Origin of the sequence: Streptomyces kanamyceticus (genome assembly GCF_008704495.1) — a bacterium.
Taxonomy (GTDB): Bacteria; Actinomycetota; Actinomycetes; order Streptomycetales; family Streptomycetaceae; genus Streptomyces; species Streptomyces kanamyceticus.
This window is the reverse complement of the sequence record NZ_CP023699.1, coordinates 2,730,724-2,753,266: the sequence shown is the minus strand read 5'-3', so window position 1 is coordinate 2,753,266 and position 22,543 is coordinate 2,730,724. Positions and strand designations below refer to the sequence as shown.

The window sequence follows — 22,543 nt, the reverse complement described above, 5'->3', positions numbered from 1 at the left end:
CGCGCGTCCCGGCCGCGCCGCGCCGCCGCTTTCCCGCGGAGGATGCCCGGCATGTGGTTGATCACCCACGAACGCGTGCTTGCCGAGCTGTGTCCATCTGCTGTACAGGGCGTGCTGGTTTCCGTACGCCCCGTGTTCGGGCGACGTCCGGCGGAGCAGGGTAGCCGGACCTTGGCGGCGCGGCCACCCCGTGCGCAAGGATGGGGCCCATGAATGCCATCATCTCCGTATCCGAACTCGCGAGCGACCTGGCGGGCGAGCAGCCGCCCGTCGTCCTCGACGTCCGCTGGCAGCACGAGGGCTCCATGCGCTCCGCGTACCGGGAAGGACACCTCCCGTCTGCGGTTTTCGTCGACCTGGAGGCCGACGTCACGGGTGAGGCGGGCGCGGAGGGTCGGCATCCGCTGCCGGATCTCGACCACTTCGGTGCCGTCATGCGGGCGGCGGGCGTCTCTCCGGAGCGGTCTGTCGTCGTGTACGACACTGGCCAGAACTGGGCGGCCGCACGTCTGTGGTGGATGCTGCGCTGGACGGGGCACCCCTCGGTCCGCGTCCTCGACGGCGGCATCGCCCTGTGGACGGGTGATGTGGAGCAGGGCGAGGGCGACGCCCCGGCCGCGGGCTCCTTCGTGCCCGCGCCGAACAGCACCGACTTCCTGGACGCCGACTCCGCGGCGGCCCTGGCCCGCTCGGGTCTGCTCCTGGACGCCCGCGCGGGCGAGCGCTACCGGGGCGAGGTCGAGCCGATCGACAGCGTCGCCGGGCACATCCCGGGCGCGGTGTCGGCGCCGACCACGGAGAACGTCACCGCGGACGGCCGCTTCAAGCCCGCCGCCGAACTGGCGGACCGCTTCAAGGCGCTGGGCGCTTCGGGCCCTTCGAGCGCTTCGGGTACTTCGGAGATCGGCGTCTACTGCGGATCCGGCGTCTCCGGCGCCCATGAGGTGCTCGCCCTCGCGGTGGCGGGCATTCCGGCCGCGCTGTACGTCGGTTCGTGGTCCCAGTGGTCGGCCGACCCCGAGCGCCCCGTGGCGACGGGCCCCGACCCGCAGTAGTCCGGCTGCGGCCTCCTGCCCGCGGCCGTACGCGAACGGGCCCCGCACCTGTCCGGTGCGGGGCCCGTTCCTGCCGCTGCGCGGTCGCCCGCGGACGGGCGAAGGCTGATTCCTGCTGCTGGACGGCTACTCCTGCTTCTTGCGGCGCGTGCCGAAGACGATCTCGTCCCAGCTGGGCACCGCCGCGCGCCGCCCCGGGCGCACGCCGTCGGCCTCGGCCTGGCGGTCGGTGGAGCCGACGAGGCGGTCCCGGTGGCTGGCCACCGAGCGGGGCATGAGCACGTCCGCGTACGCCGCACCGGCGCCTGCCGCGGCGGGCGGCTCCTCCGCGTCGGGCTCCTGCTCGGGCTCCTCCTGCGGAGGAAGCTCCGCGGCGGGCGCCGTGGACGGGCGCTCCGGCACGACCATGTCGCCCCGGAAGCTCGGCACCGCCTCCAGGAGGCTGGTCAGCGAGTCGCGCTCCTGCTCGGCGACCGCGGCACCCGCACCCGCGCTCTCCTCCGACGGGTCGGCCGGAGGGGCCGGAATGCTCGGGCGGTCCAGCTGCCGGTCGAGGGCGCGGTCGAGCGGCCGGTCCAAGGGCCGGTCGAGGGGACGGTCCCTGGGCAGCCTGGCGATGCGCGGCACGAACGGGAAGCTGGGCTCGGGCGCGGCGATGTCGTCGCTCTCGCCGATCAGCGAGCGCGCCTCGTCGTCCACGGCCTGGACGAGCCGCCTGGGCGGGTCGTACGTCCAGCTCGCGGAGTGCGGCTCGGTCGCGACGCGGTAGACGAGCAGGACCTCCCAGGTCCCGTCGTCACGGCGCCAGGAGTCCCACTGGACGGTGTCCTTGTCGGCGCCGCGAAGGAGCAGGCGCTCCTGGACGGCCTCGCCGAGCTGGGGTCCGGTGTTCTCGCCGGGACGGCGGACGGGAGTCTTCCGGGCGCGCTCCGCCATGAAGGCGCGCTCGGCGAGCACGGGTCCTTCGAAGCGGCGGACGCGATCGACGGGGATTCCGGCGAGGGAGGCGACTTCCTCCGCGCTGGCACCGGCACGTATCCGCGCCTGGATGTCGCGCGGGCGGAGGTGGCTCTCCACCTCGATCTCGATCTGGCCGAGTCGGGGCCGGTCGCCGCGGACTGCCGCACGCAGCCGCTCGTCGATCGGAAGCGTGTACTCCGTGCTGTCCGCAGCCTTCAGCACCAGCCGTGTGCCGTCGTTGCTGACGGCCACGACACGCAGTTCGGGCATGGGGACCTCCCGGGTGGTGCCTGCCGACGTCACGTGCGTCGCTGCTTCCGCTAGTCGAGTGTGGCCTGCCCGGGTGCAGCCTGCCACAACCTTGCCGAGTTGCCCGGCGTGTCGGGCAGGGGCCCTGGACCGCCGTTATGGCACGGTTACCTTTTCGCAACGCTAAGTGACGACGTTCGTCACCCTGTGCAGCGAGCCCCCCACCCGGCGGTCCTGGCAAGGTCCCGGGCACCCTGGCGGGAGACCGGACCCAGGGCTCGCAACAGTACTCCATTCGGGCCACGCGGGTGGACCGCCGCGCCGCCGAACTTCTCGTGGAGGAAGGGAGTTGGCGGGCCCCTCCGTTCGGTGTGTGTCCGGCGGGCCGTACGCACGCGTGGCGCACTTCACGGAAAAACCGGAAACGGAACTAATCACTTCGGTCATACGTCCCTTTCTCGTGTAGTCAGTCGAGAAAGGTAGGCAAGGGTCGGAGATGCGTGAAAAGCCGGATTCCGGCAAGGAGTCGAACGACCAGCAGGCGCCGGAGGGGAAGCGGCGCCTCGATCTCAGCGTGCCGCAGGTGGCGGGAAGCGCCATCGCCGCGGTGGTGGCGGCGAAGCTCGCCTCCAACCTCGGTGTCTACGGAACGATCCTCGGCGCCGGTGTCGTCAGCGCGGTCGCGACCTGTGGCGGAACGATCTTCCAGCACTTCTTCAAGCGCACGGGCGAGCAGATACGTGACGTCACTGTCCAGGCCAAGCCGAAGGCGCGCCAAGTCCCGGTGACCGCCGTGACGCAGGTGCCCGAGACGTTCAGGACCGCCGCCTACACGGGAGCCGTGTCCGCGACCGGACCCGTCACCACCACGTGGGGCAGACCGCAGGCCGCCGATGCCGACGAGACCACGGTGCTGCCCGCCGCGGACGCCGCGGATCCCACGGCCGTGCTGCCCGCCGCGGACCCGGACGCCGAGCGGACCCAGCTCCTCGGCTCGGTGGACGCCACGCGGCCGGTGCCGCGCGACGACGCCACGCGCGTGCTGCGCGCCGGGGGCCCTGTGCCGGTTCCGCCGCCCGCCACCGAACCGCCGCCGTCGGACGAGTTCACCGAGGGCACCACGCACCGCACGCGGATCCGCAGCTGGAAGCGGCCGTTGATCGCGGCGGCCGTGGTGTTCGGCGTCTCGATGGCGGGGATCACCACGTACGAACTCGTCTCCGACGAGAACTTCAGCGGCAAGGGCACGGGCACGACGCTCAACAACTTCTTCAAGGGGAACAACACCCCTCCGGAGTCACCGTCCACGCCGTCGAGCGACCCCTCCAGCCATCCGTCGGACGACGGCACTTCGGGCACGGACGACGGATCCCAGGAGGGCAACGGGGCCACCCAGGACCCGAACGGCACCGGCAGCCAGGACCCCGACAAGGGCACCGGCACGGATCCCGACAAGGACAAGGACAAGGACACCGGCTCCGGAGACGACGGTTCGAAGACCGACCCGACGCCCACGCCGACCCCGACACCCACGCCGACCCCGACGCCCACTCCGTCGAGCGGCACGGGGACCGGCACGGGCGGTGACCCGCAGCAGGCGGAGACCCCCGAGCAGTAGGCGGGGTCAGTCGCCGAGGACGCGCCGGAGGTAGTCGTTGCCGAAGAGGCGGTCCGGGTCGAGGCGGTCGCGCAGGGCCGTGAACTCGCCGAAGCGGGGGTACGCCTTGGAGAAGTACTCCGCGTCGCGCGTGTGCACCTTGCCCCAGTGCGGCCGCCCCTCGTGCGCGGTGAAGATCCGCTCGGCGGCGGTGAAGTACGCCTGGTAGGGCGTGCCCTTGTACATGTGGACGGCGATGTACGCGCTCTCCCGGCCCGATGCCGTGGAGAGCGCGATGTCGTCCGCGGGCGCCGTACGGACCTCCACGGGGAAGCTGATCCGCAGCCTGGAGCGCTCCACCATCGCCTTCAGCTCGCGCAGCGTCGCCACCAGGGCCTCGCGCGGAACGGCGTACTCCATCTCCATGAAGCGGACCCGGCGCGGGCTGGTGAAGACCTTGTAGGGGATGTCCGTGTAGGTGCGGGCGGAGAGCGCCTTGCTGGAGATCTTGGCGATGCCGGGGATGGTGGCGGGCACGGCGCGGCCGAGCGAGTTGACCACCTGGAAGAGGCCGTTGGAGAGCAGCTCGTCCTCGATGAAGGCGCTCACCTTGCCGGGCGGGGCCGCGGGGCCGGGGCTCCGGTTGTTGCGCTTGGTGTTGCAGTTGCCCGTGTGCGGGAACCAGTAGAACTCGAAGTGCTCGTTCTCGGTGAAGAGCGCGTCGAATTCGCCGGTGACCTCGTCGAAGGTCATCGGCTCCTCGCGAGCCGTCAGATAGAAGACCGGCTCCACGGCGAAGGTGATCGCGGTGATGACGCCGAGCGCGCCGAGCCCGATGCGGGCGGCCGCGAAGACGTCGGGGTTCTCCTCGGCGGAACAGGTCAGCACCGTGCCGTCCGCGGTGACCAGTTCGAGCGCCCTGATCTGGGCGGCGATCGAGGCCGAGTCGCGGCCCGTGCCGTGCGTCCCGGTGCTGACGGCTCCGGAGACGGTCTGCTCCATGATGTCGCCCATGTTCGTCAGCGACAGGCCCTCGCGGGCGAGCGCCGTGTTCAGGCGCTTGAGCGGAGTACCGGCCTCCACGGTGACCGTGCCCGCCTCGCGGTCGATCTTCCGGATGCCGGTGAGCAGATCGGGGCGTATCAGCAGGCCGTCGGTCGCGGCGGCCGCAGTGAAGGAGTGCCCCGAACCGACGGGCTTCGCCTTGAGGCCGTCCTCCCTGGCCCCGCGCAGGGCCGCGGAGAGTTCCTCCACCGACGCGGGCGTGGTCTCCCTGACCGGCCGCGCGGCGACGTTGCCCGCCCAGTTACGCCACGTCGCTGTGGTCTTCCCGCCGCTCGTGCCCCTGCCCGTTCCCGTGCTCATGGGTCCCTCCCCGTCGCGGAACCGGCCGCTTCAGCCGGCGATACCCCAGGAACCCGACCGCGACCGCGACGGCTCCGGAGATCCCCGGAACCCCGTACCCGGCGTCCGGGCCCGCGGCGTCGATGACCCAGCCGGCCGCGGAGGAGCCGAGCGCGACACCGACCGCGAGGCCGGTGCTCACCCAGGTCATGCCCTCGGTCAGTTTCGCGCGTGGTACGTGCTGTTCGACGAGGGCCATCGTCGTGATCATCGTCGGCGCGATGGAGAGGCCCGCGACAAAGAGCGCCACGGCCAGCAACGGAAGGTTCCCGACCAGTTGAAGCGGGATCATACTCACGGCCATCGCGCAGACACCCAGCAGCCACCGGGGTGCCGGGGCTCCCTTGAAGTGGATGAGGCCGAACGCCGCTCCGGCGAGGCACGAGCCGAGGGCATAGACCGCGAGCACGAGACTCGCCAGCGACTTGTGGCCCTGGTCCTCCGCGTACGCCACCGTCACCACGTCGATCGACCCGAAGATCGCACCGGTCGCGACGAACGTGGCGACGAGCACCTGAAGGCCGCCGGAGCGCAACGCCGAGCCGCCGGTGTGGTGTTCGCGCGAGTGCGGCACCGGCTCGGTGGCGCGCTGGGACGTCAGCCAGAAGACGCCCGCGGCGAGGAACACCCCGGCGAGCAGCGGTCCCGCCTCGGGGAACCAGACGGTGGACAGGCCGATCGAGATGATCGGGCCGAAGATGAAGCAGACCTCGTCGATCACGGACTCGAAGGAGTACGCGGTGTGCAGCTGCGGGGTGTCGCGGTAGAGCACGGCCCAGCGGGCCCTGATCATCGAGCCCACGCTCGGCACGCAGCCGACCAAGGCGGCGAAGAGGAACAGCGTCCAGTCCGGTGCCTCGAACTTCGCGCAGAGCAACAGCCCGGTGACCGCGACCAGGGAGACCAGCGTCGCGGGCCGAAGCACCCGGCGCTGGCCGTGCCGGTCCACGAGGCGGGAGATCTGCGGTCCGATCGCGGCCGCGGACAGCGCGACGGTGGCGGACAGCGCGCCCGCCAGGCCGTACCGCCCGGTGAGCTGGGACACCATCGTCACGATGCCGATGCCCATCATCGACAGCGGCATCCGGCCGAGGAACCCGGCGGTGGAGAAGGCCTTGGTGCCGGGGGCGGCGAAGAGGGCGCGGTAGGGGCTTGGCACGTGGGACTCCGCTGAGGCGCCGGGGCGGCTCCGCGGGGAGGGGCTCCGGTAAGGCGTAAAGATGGCCCATACAGCTTACGGCTCCGACAGGCCGGACCGCACCGTGATTTTTCGCTGTCAGTGGCGGGTGGCAGGATCGGATACATGTCCGATGCGCTCGATCCCACTCCCTATGACGCCCTGCTGCTGCTCTCGTTCGGAGGCCCGGAGGGGCCCGACGACGTCGTCCCGTTCCTGGAAAACGTGACGCGCGGGCGCGGCATCCCCAAGGAGCGGCTCAAGGAGGTGGGGCAGCACTACTTCCTGTTCGGCGGGGTCAGCCCGATCAACGACCAGAACCGCGCCCTGCTCGACGTCCTGCGCAAGGACTTCGCGGAGCACGGCCTCGACCTGCCGGTCTACTGGGGCAATCGCAACTGGGCGCCGTATCTGACCGACACCCTGCGCGAGATGGTCACCGACGGGCACCGCCGCATCCTGACCCTCGCCACCAGCGCGTACGCCTCGTACTCGGGGTGCAGGCAGTACCGGGAGAACCTCGCGGACTCGCTCGCCACGCTGCGGGCCGAGGGCCTGGAGCCGCCCCGGGTCGACAAGCTGCGGCACTACTTCAACCACCCCGGTTTCGTACGCCCCATGATCGACGGCGTCCTGACGTCCCTCGCCGACCTCCCCGACGACGTACGCGAGGGCGCGCACCTGGCCTTCACGACCCACTCGATCCCCCACTCCGCGGCGGACACGTCGGGCCGCGTCGAGGACCACGGCGACGGCGGCGCCTACGTCAAGGAGCACCTGGACGTGGCCCGGCTGATCGCCGACGCGGTGCGCGAGGAGACCGGCGTCGAGCACCCCTGGCAGCTCGTCTACCAGTCGCGCAGCGGCGCCCCGCACATCCCGTGGCTGGAGCCGGACATCTGCGACCACCTGGAGGAGCGGCACGCCGCCGGGGCGCCCGCGGTCGTGATGGTCCCGATCGGCTTCGTCTCCGACCACATGGAGGTCCTGTACGACCTCGACACCGAGGCCGAGGCCAAGGCGGCGGAGCTGGGGCTCGAGGTGCGCCGCTCGGCGACCGTCGGGGCCGACCCGCGGTTCGCCGCGGCGATCAGGGAACTGGTTCTCGAACGGGCCGCGACGGAGAACGGCAGAACCGTCACGCCTTGCGCCCTCGGGGCGCTCGGGGCGAGCCACGACCTGTGTCCGGTGGGCTGCTGCCCGGCCCGCGCGCCGAAGCCCGCGGCCGCGGGTGTCGACAGCCCGTACGCGTAAGGACGTTGACGTGACCGACCTCAAGGCCCACGAGGCCCTCAAGGCAGAACTCCTCGACGTCGCCCTGGAGGCCGCGCGGCGCGCGGGGACCTTCCTGCGCGACGGACGCCCCGACGACCTGGGAGTCGCCGCCACCAAGTCCAGCGCCGTCGACGTCGTCACCGAGATGGACATCGCGTCCGAGAAGCTCATCACCGGCTTCCTCGCCGAGCGCAGGCCGGCCGACGGCGTGCTCGGTGAGGAGGGCGCGAGCTCCGAGGGCAGCAGCGGCGTGCAGTGGGTGATCGACCCGATCGACGGCACGGTCAACTATCTGTACGGGCGCCCCGACTGGTCGGTGTCCATCGCCGCCCGCAAGGACGGCGAGACCCTCGTCGGCGTCGTGCACGCCCCGATGCGCGGCGAGACGTACCGCGCGGTCCTCGGGGAGGGCGCCTTCGTCAACGACCGTCCCGCGCGCGTGCGGCCCGCGCCGCCGTTCGCCGAGGCCCTCGTCGGGACCGGCTTCGGCTACCTCACCGAGCGCCGCGTGCGCCAGGCCGAGGTGGCCAGACATCTGATCCCCCAGGTGCGGGACATCAGGCGCGGGGGCTCCGCCGCGATCGACCTGTGCGACGTCGCGGTCGGCCGCCTCAACGCGTACTACGAGCGCGGGCTCAACCCGTGGGACTTCGCGGCCGGAGACCTCGTCGCCCGCGAGGCGGGCGCGCTGACCGGTGGCCGCCCCGGTGAGGCACTCTCCGGGGAGCTGGCCGTCGCGGCACCGCCCGGCCTCTTCGAGACGCTCCAGGGCCTCCTGGACGACCTCGGCGCCTGGCACGACTGACCGGGACCACCGCCTCGCGGGCACGCCCGGGAGGCGGCGCACGCGGACACGCAGAAGGCCCCGGCACCTCTCCTGGGATGCCGGGGCCCTTCCGTGTCGTGCTGAGGCGTCGGTCAGGCCTGCAGAGCGCCTACCTCGACTCCGTGCTCGGCGGCCAGGCGGTGGAGATCTTCCAGCTCCGCCTGCTCGACCTCGGCAAGGAAGTCGTCTCCCGTCTCACGGGCCTTCGTGAGGTCGGACTCCGTGGCCTTTATGCGCTGCAGAAGACCTGCGGTGAATGCGTCCATGGTTGCGCCCCCTCGGCTGGGTCGTGGGTCGATGGCACGGGGGTGTGCCCTCAAAGAAGGGGCGATCACGTCTCTCGCTGCCCTGGAAAGCAGTTCGTGGCGTGCCACATACAAAGCGTGATCGCGGGTGTAAGGCCGTCCTCCCCTTGCTCCGTTCCGCAGAAACCTCAACAGCGGGAGAAAATCCCGCATTCCCGGGGGCCCGGAGCCGCCTTACAGCCGGTTTATGGCCGAAAGGGGCAGGATGGAGGCCTCACCCCCCGTAAACAGAGACCTGCCCTGCCCGCAGGGCACAGAGGAAGGACAGCGACGTGCGTGTACTCGTCGTCGAGGACGAGCAGCTGCTCGCCGATGCGGTGGCCACCGGACTGCGCCGGGAGGCCATGGCCGTCGACGTCGTGTACGACGGAGCGGCCGCCCTGGAGCGCATCGGGGTCAACGACTACGACGTCGTGGTGCTCGACCGGGACCTCCCGCTCGTGCACGGCGACGACGTCTGCCGCAAGATCGTCGAACTCGGCATGCCGACCCGTGTCCTGATGCTCACCGCGTCGGGCGACGTCAGTGATCGTGTCGAGGGCCTGGAGATCGGGGCAGACGACTACCTCCCCAAGCCCTTCGCGTTCAGCGAGCTCACGGCACGCGTGCGTGCCCTCGGGCGGCGCACCAGTGTGCCGCTGCCGCCCGTCCTGGAGCGCGCCGGGATCAAGCTCGACCCCAACCGCCGCGAGGTCTTCCGGGACGGCAAGGAGATCCAGCTCGCCCCCAAGGAGTTCGCGGTCCTCGAAGTGCTGCTGCGCAGCGAGGGCGCCGTCGTCTCCGCCGAGCAGCTCCTGGAGAAGGCCTGGGACGAGAACACGGACCCGTTCACGAACGTCGTCCGGGTCACCGTCATGACCCTGCGCCGCAAGCTCGGTGAGCCCGCCGTCATCGTGACGGTGCCGGGCTCCGGCTACCGGATCTGATCCGCGGTGGCCGCGACCCCGGCGCCACCGGCAGCGCCCCCGAAGCCGACGTGGGACCCGAGGAAGGCAGACCCGCCGTTCCCGTGGCTGCGCCCCACGATCCGCATACGCCTCACGCTGCTCTACGGCGGCATGTTCCTGATCGCGGGCATCCTGCTGCTCTCGATCATCTACCTGCTCGCCGCGCAGGCCCTGAACGTGGGCAGTGATCTGCCGTTCAGGATCGAGGGCGGCTCCAAGGTGAGCAGCCAGACCTGTCACAACCTGCCGGCGGAGGCCCGGATCCCGGCGGACCAGCTCAACTCGGTGCTGAACGACTGCGTCAACGACCTGCGCCAGAACGCCCTGGACAACCTCCTCAGCCGTTCGCTGCTCGCCCTCCTCGGGCTCGCCGTGATCGCCTTCGCGTTCGGGTACGCCATGGCGGGCCGTGTCCTGTCCCCGCTCGGCCGCATCACGCGCACCGCGCGCCGCGTGGCGGGAACCGACCTGTCCCGGCGCATCGAACTGGACGGCCCTGACGACGAGTTGAAGGAACTTTCGGACACGTTCGACGAGATGCTCGACCGTCTGGAACGGGCCTTCACCGCCCAGCAGCGGTTCGTCGGCAACGCGTCGCACGAGCTGCGCACACCGCTCGCGATCAACCGGACGCTGCTCGAAGTGCACCTCTCCGACCCGGCGGCGCCCCCCGAGCTCCAGCAGCTCGGCAAGACGCTCCTGGCGACCAACGAGCGCAGCGAGCAGCTCGTGGAGGGCCTGCTGCTGCTCGCCCGCAGCGACAACCAGATCGTGGAGCGCAAGCCGGTCGACCTCGCCGAGGTCGCCAACCGCGCCGTCGACCAGGTGCGGAGCGAGGCGGACGTGAAGGGCGTGGAGATCCGCGGGGAGCGTGCGCTGGCGGTCGTCCAGGGCAATGGCGTCCTCCTGGAGCGGATCGCCCTGAACCTCGTCCAGAACGCCGTTCGGTACAACGTGCCGCAGGACGGCTGGGTCGAGGTGACCACGGAGGCCCAGCACGGCCAGGCGGTCCTCGTGGTGTCGAACACGGGTCCCGTGGTGCCCGCGTACGAGATCGACACCCTCTTCGAGCCCTTCAGGCGGCTGCGGACCGAGCGGACCGGCAGTGACAAGGGCGTCGGTCTCGGTCTGTCGATCGCCCGCTCGGTGGCCCGGGCCCACGGAGGCCGTATCATCGCGGAGCCGCGAGAGGGGGGCGGACTCGTGATGCGTGTCACCCTGCCCCTCTGAGATGCTGCCGGGGACGCGCCTCGATGTTCGCTTTGCGCGGAATTTTCAGGACCCGATCCCGGAGATTTCATGTGTGATCGATCACAGAGGTGAATTTTCGGCCATCTACTCTCTGTGATCACCAAAGTCGTCGGAAAGCCGGGAAAATCCGGGTTTTCGGGGGTCTTGATCACGGGAAGTACACGGGGTGGCGCCCGTGAAGTGCGACATTCGGACCGTGTACGGTCCCGATCGCCATCCAAACCGATCACCTCTTCAGGGGTGCGGTTGGGTGTCGATTGAGTAACAGACCTTGATGTGAGGCAAAATCTCCGCCTCAGGTCGGGCACAAGTCCGGCCTCTCACGCGTTACGTGCGCTGAGACACCCGCAGACACCCAGAGGGGGAGAGCGACATGGCAACGGACTACGACACCCCACGCAAGACCGACGATGACGTCAACGAGGACAGCATCGAGGAGCTGAAGGCTCGACGGAACGACAAGTCGACCTCGGCGGTCGACGTCGACGAGTTCGAGGCCGCCGAAGGCCTCGAACTGCCCGGCGCGGACCTTTCCAACGAGGAGCTCGCCGTACGCGTGCTCCCGAAGCAGCAGGACGAGTTCACCTGCATGAGCTGCTTCCTGGTCCACCACCGCAGCCAGCTGGCCCGCGAGAAGAACGGCCAGCCGATCTGCCGCGACTGCGACTGAGACGGGGTCGGCCGTGACTGGCTCGACCCCGTTCAGGAAGCGCCGCTCCCGCAAGCGCGGAGCGGACCAAGCCGGCGCCCAGGGCGACGGCGCACGTGACGACGAGCGGGGCTCTTCCCCCAGTGGAGCAGCCTCGCTCGAACCGGCGGGCGCCCGCGCCCTAGAGACGGCGCCGGACGAGACGGCGGCCGACAACGCGCTCAGGACCGTACGCAAAAACGGTTTCCTGGGTGGCCGCGTTGCCGCCGTCACGGACGGGGTGAAGGAAGGTGTACGCAAGGGCGGGCGCGGCGCCAAGGCCGGCATCGGCTATCTCGCCGACCGGCTCATCGAGAACGCCCCGCGGATCCCGGTCCGCGATCTACAGACCCTCCGCAAGCAGTTCCCGGGCCTCGGCCCCGAGCAGCTCGCGGACAAGCTCATCGCCGGTGCGGCCAACGCCACCTCCACGGTCGGCGCGGGCGTGGGCGCCGCCGCGATGATGCCCGTACCGCCCGCGATGCCCGCCGAGCTCGCGGCCGAGATCACCGGCGTCGCCGCCATCGAACTGAAACTGATCGCCGAGCTGCACGAGGTCTACGGGCGACGGCCCGAAGGCAACCTCAAGCAGCGCAGCACGGCGTACCTGAACTCCTGGTCGGAAGAGCGCGGCATCGACGTCGCGAAGCCCGCGACCATAAACGCGGCGCTGGGCGGCCAGATGAAGCGGGAGCTGCGCCAGCAGATCATGAAGCGGACGGTCCGGAACCTGCCGAACCTCATGCCGTTCATGGTCGGTGCGGCGGTCGGGGCGGTCATGAACCGCCGGGACACGAAGAAGCTGGCCGCGCGGATTCGGGAGGATCTGCGCAAGGTCCAGGTGCCGTGGGATGCGTTGCCGGAGCTGCCGCCGTTGGAGAAACCCGCCGATCCATTGCGGGTGGGGGAGATTCCCAAGGTGCTGGGGCGTTAGGCGCTTCGCTTCGGATGGTGCGGGTGGGCTGTGGCTCGCGCCCCTTACGGGCCGCTCCGCGGCCCTTGCGCAGTTCCCCGCGCCCCTTACGGGGCCCTCGCGTCGTTCCTCGCGCCTCCCTTACGCGGCGCTCTCGCGTACGGCGTCCAGTGCCGCCGACAGGGCCTCGGGGTTCCTCGTCGAGACGTACACGTACGGGGTGGGGTCCTCGGGGTCGGTGATCTCGATGCGCAGGGCCGTGGGGATGTAGGCGCGCAGCAGCATGTGGGCGCGCGGGTCGGCCTTGTGCGTGCGCCAGGCGCGCGCCTCTTCGGCGTTCAGGACCTCGGCCTCGCCCAGGGCCGAGACCGGGATCTTCGCGTCTCCCATGACCAGCGAGCCCGCCACCACGCGGATCCGCGGGGAGCCGTAGGAGCTGGTGACGACCGCGGCCACGGCCGTGCCGCCGACCAGGCCGCCGAGCAGCGGCAGCGTGCCGAACGGCAGCAGGATCAGGGCCATCGCGACGCCCACCAGGACCGAGACGAGCCACCACGTGCGGGGCGCGGTCAGGCGTTCTTCGTAAGGCTGCATGGAGCCAAGCTTGGCACGGTGAGCTGTGAGCGCTGACGCGGAGGTAAGGTCTGCGCCTGTGAGTGGTACATCTTCAGCCCTGAAGCCCCCGGCCGACGCGATAGCGCCCGTCCGGCACCCCGACGCACCCGCTCCCGGTGAGCTCATCGGTGCCCACTACGAACACTGTTTCGGCTGTGGTGCGGGGCAGGCCCACGGACTGCATCTCGCGGCGCGGGCCGGTGAAGGCGTCTGCATCACCGCGGAGTTCACCGTGCGCGAGGCGCACCAGGGCGCTCCGGGGCTCGCCCACGGCGGCGTGCTCGCGACCGCGCTCGACGAGACGCTCGGCTCGCTGAACTGGCTGCTGCGGGTGATCGCCGTGACCGGCCGCCTGGAGACCGACTTCGTGCGGCCCGTGCCGCTGGGCACCGTGCTGTTCCTGGAGGCCGAGGTCAAGGCGGTCGCCGGGCGGAAGATCTACTCGGCCGCGACCGGGCGGATCGGCGGCCCCGACGGGCCCGTCGCGGTCCGCGCCGACGCCCTCTTCATCGAGGTGAAGGTCGACCACTTCATCGACAACGGCAGGCCCGAGGAGATCAAGGCCGCCATGAACGACCCGGACCAGACCCGGCGCGCCCGCGCCTTCGAGGTGAACCCGTGACAACCCGTGCCCCGTTGGACGTACTGATCAGGCGCGTCGACCCGGAAGTGCCGCTGCCGCAGTACGCGCGGCCCGGTGACGCCGGTGCCGATCTGCGGACCACCGAATCCTGTGAACTGGCGCCCGGCGAACGGGTCGTGCTGCCCACCGGAGTGTCCATCGCGCTCCCCGAGGGGTACGCGGCCTTCGTGCACCCCCGTTCGGGGCTCGCCGCACGCTGCGGTGTCGCCCTGGTGAATGCCCCGGGGACGGTGGATGCCGGGTACCGTGGGGAGATCAAGGTGATCGTGGTGAATCTCGACCCGCGCGAGGCCGTGCGGTTCGAGCGTTTCGACCGGATTGCCCAACTGGTCGTCCAGCAGGTCGAGAAGGTGCGCTTCCAGGAGGTCGCGGAGCTTCCCGCATCGGCGCGGGCCGAGGGGGGCTTCGGGTCCACAGGTGGCCATGCCGCCGTGGGCGCGGGCTTGGTGGAGAGCGCAGGTCCGGACAGTGGTCCGGGCCGACGAACGGGTGGGAATCGATACGCATCGGTCGTATCCGACCGGGAAGGACAGTGACGTGTTCGGACGTCGCAAGAAGGACAGTGCCGCCGAGGACGCGGCGGGCGCGGACGAGCAGGTCGTCGACGGCGTGGACAGCGATGACTCCGCTGACGCCGGCGCCGCGCGGTCGCGTGTGAGGCTCGAGCCGGAGCCCCGTCCCGACGGACCCTGGGACATCTCCGAGGTCCGTGAGCCCGGCGAGGGCCGGGTGGACCTCGGCGGGCTCTTCGTGCCCGGTGTCGAGGGCATGGAGCTGCGCGTCGAGGTCGCGGGCGACGCGATCGTCGCGGCCACGGTCGTGCTCCAGGACAGCGCCATCCAGCTGCAGGGCTTCGCCGCCCCCAAGAAGGAGGGCATCTGGGGCGAGGTCCGCGAGGAGATCGCCTCCGGCATCACCCAGCAGGGCGGTGTCATCGACGAGGTCGAGGGCACCCTCGGCTGGGAGCTGCGGGCCCAGGTGCCGGTGCAGCTGCCGGACGGCACGGGTGGCGTGCAGGTCGTGCGCTTCATCGGCGTCGACGGTCCCCGCTGGTTCCTGCGCGGTGTGATCTCCGGCCAGGGCGCGGTGCAGCCGGGGGCCGCCGGGCTGCTCGAACAGATCTTCCGGGACACCGTCGTGGTGCGCGGCGAGGGCCCGATGGCGCCGCGCGACCCGATCGTCCTGAAGCTTCCCGACGACGCGCAGATGGTCGCCGAGGGCGGCGTCCAGCAGGAGCAGCAGGAGGGCTCGCGCTTCTCCGGTGGCATGGGGCAGCTGCAGCGCGGTCCCGAGATCACCGAGGTGCGCTGACCCGCCGGAGCCGAATCCAGCACGGCCGATGGGCCGCGTCCCCCATGGGGGACGCGGCCCATCGGCGTTCTCCCGTGAGGGAGCGGTCGGCTCGTCGCGGGCATTGCGGGTGATCTTCGCGTGCGCCCATACTGTGCCCGGTCGTTCGGGGGGAGACCGGTGCGGTGAGGGGACGACGGATGCCCGCCGCGGTGCGGGAGGGTCGGCACCACGGGCTTGTGCTGGGAGCGGCGGGGCTCGCCGTGCTGCTCGCCGCGACCGTGCTCGCGGCCCTGGCGACGCTCTCCGAGCGGGCCGTCGAGGGCGGGATCCAGCGGCGGCTCGCCGCGGACAGGGACGCCGTCGTCGAGGTCGCGGTGCCCCGTGAGGCGGGTCTCGGCGCTGGCGTGGACCGGTCCGTACGCGCCGTCTTCGATCGCACCTACGGCCGCGTGCCCCATCACACCTGGGCCGCGCTGCGGGCGCCCGCGGCGCGCAACAGCGAGCTCTTCGTCACCGGGCAGGACGGTCGCCCGCGCGAGGACATGACCGTCTCCGTGGTCGCCGTGCAGGGCGCGGGGCGGCATGCCGTACTGACGGCGGGGCGGTGGCCGAGGGCGGGGGCCGGGCGCGGCGAGGCCGTGCTGCCCGAGGCGCTTGCCGCCGAGCTCGGTGTGCGGCCCGGGGGGCGGTTCTCCGTACGCGGTGCGGGCGACCGGCTCGTGCGGCTCGATGTGGTCGGGCTGTACGCGACGCGGGGGCGCGCGCCTGCCGTGTGGGCGTCGCTGAGCAGTACGTCGGGGCTGCCTGACACGGTCGTCCTCGTGTCGCGGGAGGCCTTCGCCCGGGAGGCGGGGCTCGGCGCGGACTCGGTGGCTCTGTGGCTCGGGGTGCCGGACGCGCGGGGGGTGCGGCTCGGGGACATCGGGGCGCTGCGGGAGCGGGCTCAGCGGTTCGGGCGTGGTGCGGTGGGGGTTCACGTGGGCGCCGAGGGCGTTCGTGGGTCGGGGGCGCGGGCGGATGCGCGTACTCGCCGTCCCGGGGTGGGGGTCAGTGGGCTCGTCTCTGCCTCGGTCTCCACCGGGGGTGACTGCTGTCGGGAGCGGGTCGCGGCCGGGGGGCCGCCTGAAGTGACCGTGTCCGGAGGGCTGCGGCGGGCGCTCGGGCGGCTGGGGGCGCCCATCGCCGTGGCGCGCGCGGGGCTGTACGTGCCCGGCGCGTTGCTCGGCGCGCTCGCCTGCGCCGCTCTGGTGCTGACCGCGCGGCAGCTCGCCGAGCACCGGAGGCCCGAGCTCGCCCTGCTGGCCGCGCGGGGGGCCGGTACGCGAAGGCTCGCGCTCGCGACGGCCGCGCAGTGGGCCTGCGTCGCGGTGCCCGCGGGGTGTGCCGCGCCGTTCCTCGCCGGGCCGCTGCTGCGGGGGCTGCACGGGGCGGGGCTGCTGAGCGGCGACGTGCCCGCGTCCGCGGCGACCGGCGTGGGGTGGACGGCCGCGCTGATCGCCGTCGTGGTGCACGGCGTGGCCGTGCTGGTTCCCACGGTGCTGGCCGTGCGGGAGCGGCGGGCGGTGGCGAAGCTGCGGCTGCGGGTCGCGCGGTTCGCGGGTGCGCAGCGGTTCGGCGCGGATCTGGCGCTCGGCGCGGTCGCCGTCCTCGGCTGGCTGCAGCTGCGGCAGTACCGGTCGCCGGTGACCGGTGGCGACGGCGTCGATCCCGTCCTCGTCCTGGCACCCGTGGCGATGACGGTGGCCGCCGCGCTGCTCGCGCTGCGCTGCCTGCCGCTGGCCGCCCGGCTCGTGGACCCGCTCGCGCGGCGCGGCAGGGGGTTCGTCCTGCCGCTCGGCGGCTGGCAGTTGGGCCGCAGGGCGGCGCGGCACGCCGGGCCCGCCCTGGTCGTGACGCTGGCCCTCGCCGTCGCCGCGCTCAGCAGTACGGCCCTGGCGATCCTGGACCGGGGCGACCGGGACCAGGCGGCGTTCCAGGTGGGCGCCGATGTGCGGATCGAGCCGGGGGACGGGACGCCGCCGCAGCAGCGGCGCGCCGCGTACGAGGCGCTGCCGGGGGCCGAGGCCGTGACGCCCGTGGTCACGTCGGACGCGTACATCGGCCAGGAAGCCGTGACCGTCACGGCCGTCAACACCGCGCGCGGGCCGCTGCCTTCGCTGCGCGGCGACCTCGCGGACCGGCCGGTGCGCGACCTCGTGGCACCGCTCGGCGCGGGGGTGCCCGCGCACGGGATCGCGGTGGCGGGGGCCGGTGGAGGGGCCGAGCGCGAACTGCCGCTGCGCGTGCGGATGTCCGCGGGCGGGAGCGGGCAGCCCCGGCCGGTGCGGCTCACCGTCTTCTTCGAGGACGGGGACGGGCTGACGCGTTCGTCCGCCGTGCTGATCGAGGAGGGCGGCGCGCGGACCGTACCGCTGAAGGTGCCGGTGCGCGGCGACGTACGCATCGTGCAGCTGGAGCTGAGCATGGTGGGCGAGCGGCACCGGCGGACCTACCGGCTCACCGTCGATCAGGTGCCGGGGCTCGCGCGGCCGGCCGGGTGGCGTGACCTGCGGCAGGACGCGCCCGACCGGTACGTCGCCGGATGCCCGGGGGCCGAGCGGGAGCGGCGGGGCTCGGGGGAGGCGCCGGGGCCCGTGCTGTGCCGGGACCGGCCGGGCGCCGGGAAACTGCTCGACGCCGTGCTGCGCGGGCCCGACGGGGATCTCCGGTACCCGACCTGGGCGGTGCGGCTCGGCACCGACGGGACCGGGACGCGGCCCGCCAAGGCCGCGCCCGCGCCCGCGCTCGCCGCCGACGCGCTGCTGGACTCCGGTGCGGTGCGCGTCGGGGACACGGTCACCGTGCGGCGCGGCGTGGGCGGCAGCGCCCGGGTCAGGATCGTCGGGCGGATCGCGGCCGTGCCCGGGGAGCCGAGGGACCGGGCCCGGCTGTTCGCCGACTCCCGTGCCATGGCGGCCCAGTGGGCGCTGAGCGGGTCGCTGACGGGGGCGGAGAGCGCCTGGTGGGTGGGGGTGAAGGGGACGGAGACCGGGCCCGCGACGGCGGCGGTGCGCGAGCGGCCCGGGCTCGGCAGGGCCGTCGATGTGGCGCATGCGCGGGCGGAGTTGGCGGCGGATCCGCTGCGGCGCGGGGCGCGCGGGGCGCTCACGCTCTGCCTGCTGCTCGCGCCCGCCTTCGCGGTGATCGCGTTCACCCTGCACACGGTGCTCTCCGCGCGGGCCAGGGCGCGTGAGTTCGCGCTGCTGCGGGCCCTGGGCGTACGGAAGGGGCAGCTCGCCGCGTATCTGTGGACGGAACAGCTGGGGCTCGCCGGAGCGGCCGCGGTGCTCGGCACGCTGCTCGGGGCCGGGCTCGCCGTGCTGATCATGCCGGTGGTGACGGTGGACGCCTCGGGGGCGCCCGTCTTCCCCGGGCTCCTCACCTCGGTGCCGTGGGTGCGGGTGACGCTGACGGCGGGCGCCACCGCGCTGGTGATCTGCGCGGTGGTGAGCGTGGCGGCGCGGTTCCTGGGGCGGGTGGATCTGGCGCGGGTCCTGCGGGCCGGGGAGGACGTGTGAGGGGTGTCGTGCGGCTCGGGGGGCTGCGGTGGCGGAAGGGTGCCTGGCGGCGGGAGGGGCCGCTGCTCGGCTGTCTCGTCGCGCTGGTCGTCGTGCTCGTGGCCGTGGTCGTCGGCGGGCCCGGGGCGTGGGAGCGGCTCGCGGGCGAGGCGCTGGCCTCGCGGCTCGAACAGGCGCAGCGGGGCGTGCCCGGGGTGGTGCACAGCGCGCGGTTCGACCCGGAGGAGGCGCGGGCCGGGGAGGAGAGCGACTTCGGGGCCGATCTCGCGGCGTATGCGAGCGCCGTCGAGAACGCGTCGCCGAGCGGCCTCGGCGGCCGCATCGTGCACGACTCGACCCGGATCCAACTGCCCGGCTTGGGCGTCTCGTTGGGCCGTTGGAACCGGATGTCCGCGGTGTACGCGTCCGATGCGCCGAAGCGGGGGGCGTACGTCGAGGGGCGGGCGCCACGGGCGCGTGGCGGCGCGGTGGTGGAGCTCGCGGTGTCGGCGCGGACGCGCGAGGCGCTGGGGCTGCGGGTCGGCCAGCGGATCCCGCTGGGGCCCGGGGCGTTGCGGAACGTGGACGCCGCGGGGGTCGTCGTCGGGGTCTTCCGGGCCGGGGGCGGGGCGCGGCTGTGGAGCGAGGTGCCGTCGCTGGTGCGTCCGGGCGAGGGCGAGTTCGCCGCGCTCGTCGCGGCGCGCGGCGTCGAGGTGCTGCAGAGCCAGGCGGACGCCGAGCTCACGGTGGCGTGGAACATGCGGCTCGTCATCGGCGGGCGGGCGGCGGGGCGCTTCGTGGGGGAGCGCGGGGAGCGTGACTTCCAGCGGCTGATGGTTCAGTACGGGCCCGCCGTACGACAGGCCTCCTGCGCCTCCGGAGGGTTCGGCGGCAAGTACTGCGTGATCGGCACGCATCCGGCGACCGAGCTGGACACCGCCACCGAACTGCCCGACGCCTTCGAGGAGTTCGGGCGGCAGTGGCGGGAGGGTGCCGTGGTGATCTCGTTCGCGACGGCCTCGCTGATCGTGGTCGGGGCGGCCGCCGTGGTCGTCACCGCGCTCCTCTCCGTACGCCGCAGGGCGGACAGCGACCGGCTGCGGCGGGCGCGGGGCGCGTCGGCCGCGGGGCTCGCCCTGGAGTGCGCGGCGCGGATCTCGCCCGTCGTGCCGCTCGGCTTCGCGGGCGGCTGCGCGGTCGCGGGGGCGGTGCTGGGGGACGCGCCCGCGTACGGCGCCGGGCTCGCTGTCGCGGTGCTGTGCTGGCTGCCCGCGCCCGTCCTGACGTGGGGCGCGCTGCGGGACGGGGCCGTGCTCAGGGACCGGGGTCCTGTGGGGGCGGGGCGCAGGATCGTCGTCGAGGTCATGGTGCTCGTGCTGGCGGCGGGCGGCGTGTTCGCGCTGCGGGCGCGCGGTACGGAGGGGGTCGCGGGGCCCGATCCGCTGCTCGCCGCCGTGCCCGCGCTGCTCGGACTCGCCACCGTCACCGTACTGGTGCGCTGCTACCCGCTGCCGGTGCGCCTTGTGGCGCGATGGTCGGCCAGATGGCGCGGCGCCGTGCCCCTCATCGCCCTGTCCCGGGCCGCCAAGGAGGCGCCCGCGCGGGGCCTGGCCCTGCTCGTCCTCGTGGTGACGCTCGCCGGTGCGGTCTTCGGCGGGCTCGTTTCGGGGACGCTGGCGGAAGGCCGCAGGGACGCGGTGGCGTGGGAGGTGGGCGCCGACGCGTCGTACGTCGGCGCGGGACGCGACCCGGAAACGGCCGACCGCCTGGCACGCGCGCGTGGCGTACGGAACACGGTGACGGTACGACAGCTCCGGGTCGACCCGATCAGCGCCACGGACGGCGGCCGCTACGGAATCGCCAACTTGATCGGCGTGGACGGCACCAAGCTGCGCGCCGCGCGGGGGAGTTCGGCGGCGGGGCGGGCGTTGGGGGAGGCGGGGATCGGTGAGTCGGGGGCGGGGCTGGTGTCGTCACCGGCTTCGCCGAGTTCGTCCTCAATCGCCGGACGGGCTGATATCCGCCTGCGGGCCGCATTCCGTGTGCGGGCCGGATCCCCCGCCGCTGCGGGGGAGATTCCCGTGCTGGCCGATGCCGCGCGGGTCGGGGAGGTCTTGAGCTTCGCCTGGCACGGGAAGGGCGTGCGGATGCGGGTCGTGGGGGCGCTGCCCGATGACGTGGTGCGGGATCCCGCGCTCGGGCCCGTGCGGCGTGCCGCCGAGGACAGGGAGCACCTGCTGCTCGCCGACAACCGGGACCTGACCCGCTTCGCCGCCGCCGACTTCGAGGCGTACGCGCTCCTGCTGTACGGGTCGGGGCTCGACACCGACGAGCTGCGCTCCCTCGTGCCGCGCGCCGCCCCCGGCGCCGTCACCGGCGAGCTCCGCATCCGCGCCGAGGAGCAGGCGGAGGCCGCGGACGACGGGCTGATCGCGGCCATGACCACCGCGCACACCGCCTGCGCCGCCCTCACCGTGCTGCTCGCGCTGCTCGCCCTCGTCCTCGAACTCCTGCTCTCCGCCCCCGCGCGCGGCCGCACCACGGCCCGGCTGCGCACCCTGGGCCTCGGCGGCCGCGCCACCTCCGCCCTGCACCTGCTGCAACTGCTGCCCCTGGTGCTCGCGGCCGTCGCGGGCGGCGTCGTGCTCGGCCTGACGCTGCCCGCGCTGCTCGGCCCCGCCCTGGACCTGCGGGAGTTCACCGGCGGCCCCGCCGCGCCCGCCTCGCACACCGATGTGCTGTTCACCGCGGCCCTCGGCGCGGGACTGTGCGTCCTGGTCGCCGCCGCGGTGGGTGTGGAGACCTGGCTCGGACGGCGCCGGGGGCTCGGCGCCGTCCTGCGACTCGGGAGGTCGGATGACTGATATGGAGGACATGACGGAGATGTCCGAACTGGCTGGTCTTGAGGTGCGGGCCCGCGCCGCCGCCCGGCCCGTGGCCGACGAGGGCCTCGTCGTCTGCGACAACCTCGTCCGCGTCTACCGCACCGACGAGGTCGAGGTGCAGGCGCTCCAGGGCCTCGACCTCGTCGTCGGTGACGGCGAGTGCGTGGCCCTGGTGGGGGCGTCGGGGTCCGGCAAGTCCACGCTCCTCTCGATCCTCTCGGGCCTCGACCTGCCCACGGCGGGCCGCGCGAAGGTGGCGGGCCACGACCTGCTCGCGATGGGCCGCAGGGAGCGCCTCGGCTACCGCAGGCGCACCGTCGGCTTCGTCTGGCAGCAGACCGGACGCAACCTGCTGCCCTATCTGACCGCCCTGGAGAACGTGGCGCTGCCGATGAAGTACGCGCGCGTGCCGCGCCGTTCGCGCCTGGAGCGGGCCGCCGAACTCCTCGGCGTACTCGGTGTCGCGTACTGCCGCGACCGGCGCCCCGCCGAGCTCTCCGGCGGCGAACAGCAGCGCGTCGCCGTCGCGGTGGCCACCGCCAACTCGCCGCGCGTGCTGCTCGCCGACGAGCCCACCGGCGAGCTGGACACGGCGAGCGGCGCCGACGTCTTCGCGGCCCTTCGCCGCGCCAACGAGGAGCTCGGCGCGACCGTCCTCGTCGTCACCCACGACCCGCTCGTCTCGGACCAGGTGCGCCGCACCGTACGCATCCGTGACGGCCGTACGTCCGCGGAGACCCTCCGCGAACAGGGCGGCGAGGGCGCGGAGTTCACGGTTCTGGACCGGGTGGGGCGGCTTCAGCTGCCGACGGAGTACGTGGAGCGGTACGGGCTGAGGGGGCGCGTGCGGCTCACGGCGGAGCCGGACCACGTGGGCGTATGGCCCGATACGCCCGGAGACGCTGAGCAAGGGCTTTAACTTCA

19 protein-coding genes are annotated in these 22,543 nt (G+C 72.9%); 14 read left to right on the top strand and 5 right to left on the bottom strand.

The window, feature by feature from the left end:
* The first annotated feature begins 209 nt into the window (after positions 1–209).
* A complete protein-coding gene (locus CP970_RS10890) occupies positions 210–1,055 on the top strand; it encodes a sulfurtransferase (RefSeq protein ID WP_055544897.1) in 846 nt (281 codons plus the stop codon).
* A gap of 126 nt (positions 1,056–1,181) precedes the next feature.
* Here the strand turns inward: CP970_RS10890 and sepH are convergent, their stop codons facing one another.
* A complete protein-coding gene (gene sepH, locus CP970_RS10885) occupies positions 1,182–2,285 on the bottom strand; it encodes a septation protein SepH (protein WP_055544896.1) in 1,104 nt (367 codons plus the stop codon).
* Between the two features lie 475 nt (positions 2,286–2,760).
* Between sepH and CP970_RS10880 the strand changes: the two genes are divergently transcribed.
* Entirely contained in the window at positions 2,761–3,882 is a 1,122-nt protein-coding gene (locus CP970_RS10880) for a hypothetical protein (RefSeq protein WP_063806023.1), read from the top strand.
* 6 nt (positions 3,883–3,888) lie between these two features.
* Here the strand turns inward: CP970_RS10880 and CP970_RS10875 are convergent, their stop codons facing one another.
* Together CP970_RS10875 and CP970_RS10870 are read right to left on the bottom strand one after the other, a co-directional pair.
* Complete coding sequence (locus CP970_RS10875; RefSeq protein WP_055544895.1) at positions 3,889–5,226, bottom strand: D-arabinono-1,4-lactone oxidase; 1,338 nt, start codon at positions 5,224–5,226, stop codon at positions 3,889–3,891.
* A complete protein-coding gene (locus CP970_RS10870) occupies positions 5,168–6,424 on the bottom strand; it encodes an MFS transporter (protein ID WP_055544894.1) in 1,257 nt (418 codons plus the stop codon). Before CP970_RS10870 ends, CP970_RS10875 begins: the two co-directional genes overlap by 59 nt.
* A 144-nt stretch (positions 6,425–6,568) precedes the next feature.
* On the opposite strand from CP970_RS10870, the gene CP970_RS10865 reads away from it, so the two are divergent.
* Together CP970_RS10865 and CP970_RS10860 are read left to right on the top strand one after the other, a co-directional pair.
* Positions 6,569–7,696 carry a ferrochelatase gene (locus tag CP970_RS10865; RefSeq protein ID WP_055544893.1) on the top strand — a complete coding sequence of 376 codons (1,128 nt, stop codon included), beginning with the start codon at positions 6,569–6,571 and terminating at the stop codon, positions 7,694–7,696.
* Positions 7,697–7,706: 10 nt separating this feature from the next.
* Positions 7,707–8,522 carry an inositol monophosphatase family protein gene (locus tag CP970_RS10860; protein ID WP_055544892.1) on the top strand — a complete coding sequence of 272 codons (816 nt, stop codon included), beginning with the start codon at positions 7,707–7,709 and terminating at the stop codon, positions 8,520–8,522.
* A gap of 113 nt (positions 8,523–8,635) precedes the next feature.
* Here CP970_RS10860 and CP970_RS44150 read toward each other — a convergent pair whose 3' ends face one another.
* Positions 8,636–8,809 (bottom strand): hypothetical protein, encoded by a 174-nt coding sequence (locus tag CP970_RS44150; protein ID WP_169801200.1) that lies wholly within the window; start codon positions 8,807–8,809, stop codon positions 8,636–8,638.
* A gap of 311 nt (positions 8,810–9,120) precedes the next feature.
* Here CP970_RS44150 and CP970_RS10855 point away from each other — a divergent pair, with 311 nt between their 5' ends.
* The 4 genes from CP970_RS10855 to CP970_RS10840 all read left to right on the top strand — a co-directional run bounded on the left by CP970_RS10855 (position 9,121) and on the right by CP970_RS10840 (position 12,668).
* The gene (locus CP970_RS10855) at positions 9,121–9,774 is read left to right on the top strand and encodes a response regulator transcription factor (protein ID WP_055544891.1); all 654 of its coding nucleotides are present in this window, start codon (positions 9,121–9,123) and stop codon (positions 9,772–9,774) included.
* A 6-nt stretch (positions 9,775–9,780) separates the two neighbouring features.
* The gene (locus CP970_RS10850; protein WP_055544890.1) at positions 9,781–11,025 is read left to right on the top strand and encodes a sensor histidine kinase; all 1,245 of its coding nucleotides are present in this window, start codon (positions 9,781–9,783) and stop codon (positions 11,023–11,025) included.
* A gap of 394 nt (positions 11,026–11,419) precedes the next feature.
* Positions 11,420–11,716, top strand: a complete 297-nt coding sequence (locus CP970_RS10845) for a DUF4193 domain-containing protein (RefSeq protein WP_055544889.1) — start codon at positions 11,420–11,422, stop codon at positions 11,714–11,716.
* Between the two features lie 13 nt (positions 11,717–11,729).
* The gene (locus CP970_RS10840) at positions 11,730–12,668 is read left to right on the top strand and encodes a hypothetical protein (RefSeq protein ID WP_055544888.1); all 939 of its coding nucleotides are present in this window, start codon (positions 11,730–11,732) and stop codon (positions 12,666–12,668) included.
* Between the two features lie 120 nt (positions 12,669–12,788).
* On the opposite strand, the gene CP970_RS10835 is transcribed toward CP970_RS10840, so the two are convergent.
* Positions 12,789–13,241, bottom strand: a complete 453-nt coding sequence (locus CP970_RS10835) for a DUF3093 domain-containing protein (protein ID WP_055544887.1) — start codon at positions 13,239–13,241, stop codon at positions 12,789–12,791.
* A 58-nt stretch (positions 13,242–13,299) separates the two neighbouring features.
* On the opposite strand from CP970_RS10835, the gene CP970_RS10830 reads away from it, so the two are divergent.
* The 6 genes from CP970_RS10830 to CP970_RS10805 all read left to right on the top strand — a co-directional run bounded on the left by CP970_RS10830 (position 13,300) and on the right by CP970_RS10805 (position 22,538).
* Positions 13,300–13,884 carry a PaaI family thioesterase gene (locus CP970_RS10830; protein ID WP_055544886.1) on the top strand — a complete coding sequence of 195 codons (585 nt, stop codon included), beginning with the start codon at positions 13,300–13,302 and terminating at the stop codon, positions 13,882–13,884.
* On the top strand, positions 13,881–14,441 hold the full coding sequence (dut, locus tag CP970_RS10825; protein ID WP_055544885.1) for a dUTP diphosphatase: 561 nt from the start codon (positions 13,881–13,883) through the stop codon (positions 14,439–14,441). The genes CP970_RS10830 and dut overlap by 4 nt, the downstream gene beginning before the upstream one ends.
* 1 nt (position 14,442) lies before the next feature.
* On the top strand, positions 14,443–15,216 hold the full coding sequence (locus CP970_RS10820; RefSeq protein WP_055544884.1) for a DUF3710 domain-containing protein: 774 nt from the start codon (positions 14,443–14,445) through the stop codon (positions 15,214–15,216).
* 164 nt (positions 15,217–15,380) lie between these two features.
* The gene (locus CP970_RS10815; protein ID WP_224058362.1) at positions 15,381–18,755 is read left to right on the top strand and encodes an ABC transporter permease; all 3,375 of its coding nucleotides are present in this window, start codon (positions 15,381–15,383) and stop codon (positions 18,753–18,755) included.
* The gene (locus CP970_RS44145; protein WP_191094900.1) at positions 18,752–21,598 is read left to right on the top strand and encodes a hypothetical protein; all 2,847 of its coding nucleotides are present in this window, start codon (positions 18,752–18,754) and stop codon (positions 21,596–21,598) included. The genes CP970_RS10815 and CP970_RS44145 overlap by 4 nt, the downstream gene beginning before the upstream one ends.
* Positions 21,591–22,538 (top strand): ABC transporter ATP-binding protein, encoded by a 948-nt coding sequence (locus CP970_RS10805; protein ID WP_398654903.1) that lies wholly within the window; start codon positions 21,591–21,593, stop codon positions 22,536–22,538. The genes CP970_RS44145 and CP970_RS10805 overlap by 8 nt, the downstream gene beginning before the upstream one ends.
* Positions 22,539–22,543 lie beyond the last annotated feature (5 nt).

Bases quoted from the DNA above. Each gene is read 5' to 3' on its own strand.
- sepH (WP_055544896.1), bottom strand. From the start codon at position 2,285: ATGCCCGAACTGCGTGTCGTGGCCGTCAGCAACGACGGCACACGGCTG.
- CP970_RS10865 (WP_055544893.1), top strand. From the start codon at position 6,569: ATGTCCGATGCGCTCGATCCCACTCCCTATGACGCCCTGCTGCTGCTC.
- CP970_RS10875 (WP_055544895.1), bottom strand. From the start codon at position 5,226: ATGAGCACGGGAACGGGCAGGGGCACGAGCGGCGGGAAGACCACAGCG.
- CP970_RS44150 (WP_169801200.1), bottom strand. From the start codon at position 8,809: ATGGACGCATTCACCGCAGGTCTTCTGCAGCGCATAAAGGCCACGGAG.
- CP970_RS10880 (WP_063806023.1), top strand. From the start codon at position 2,761: ATGCGTGAAAAGCCGGATTCCGGCAAGGAGTCGAACGACCAGCAGGCG.
- CP970_RS10835 (WP_055544887.1), bottom strand. From the start codon at position 13,241: ATGCAGCCTTACGAAGAACGCCTGACCGCGCCCCGCACGTGGTGGCTC.
- CP970_RS10805 (WP_398654903.1), top strand. From the start codon at position 21,591: ATGACTGATATGGAGGACATGACGGAGATGTCCGAACTGGCTGGTCTT.
- CP970_RS10890 (WP_055544897.1), top strand. From the start codon at position 210: ATGAATGCCATCATCTCCGTATCCGAACTCGCGAGCGACCTGGCGGGC.
- CP970_RS10845 (WP_055544889.1), top strand. From the start codon at position 11,420: ATGGCAACGGACTACGACACCCCACGCAAGACCGACGATGACGTCAAC.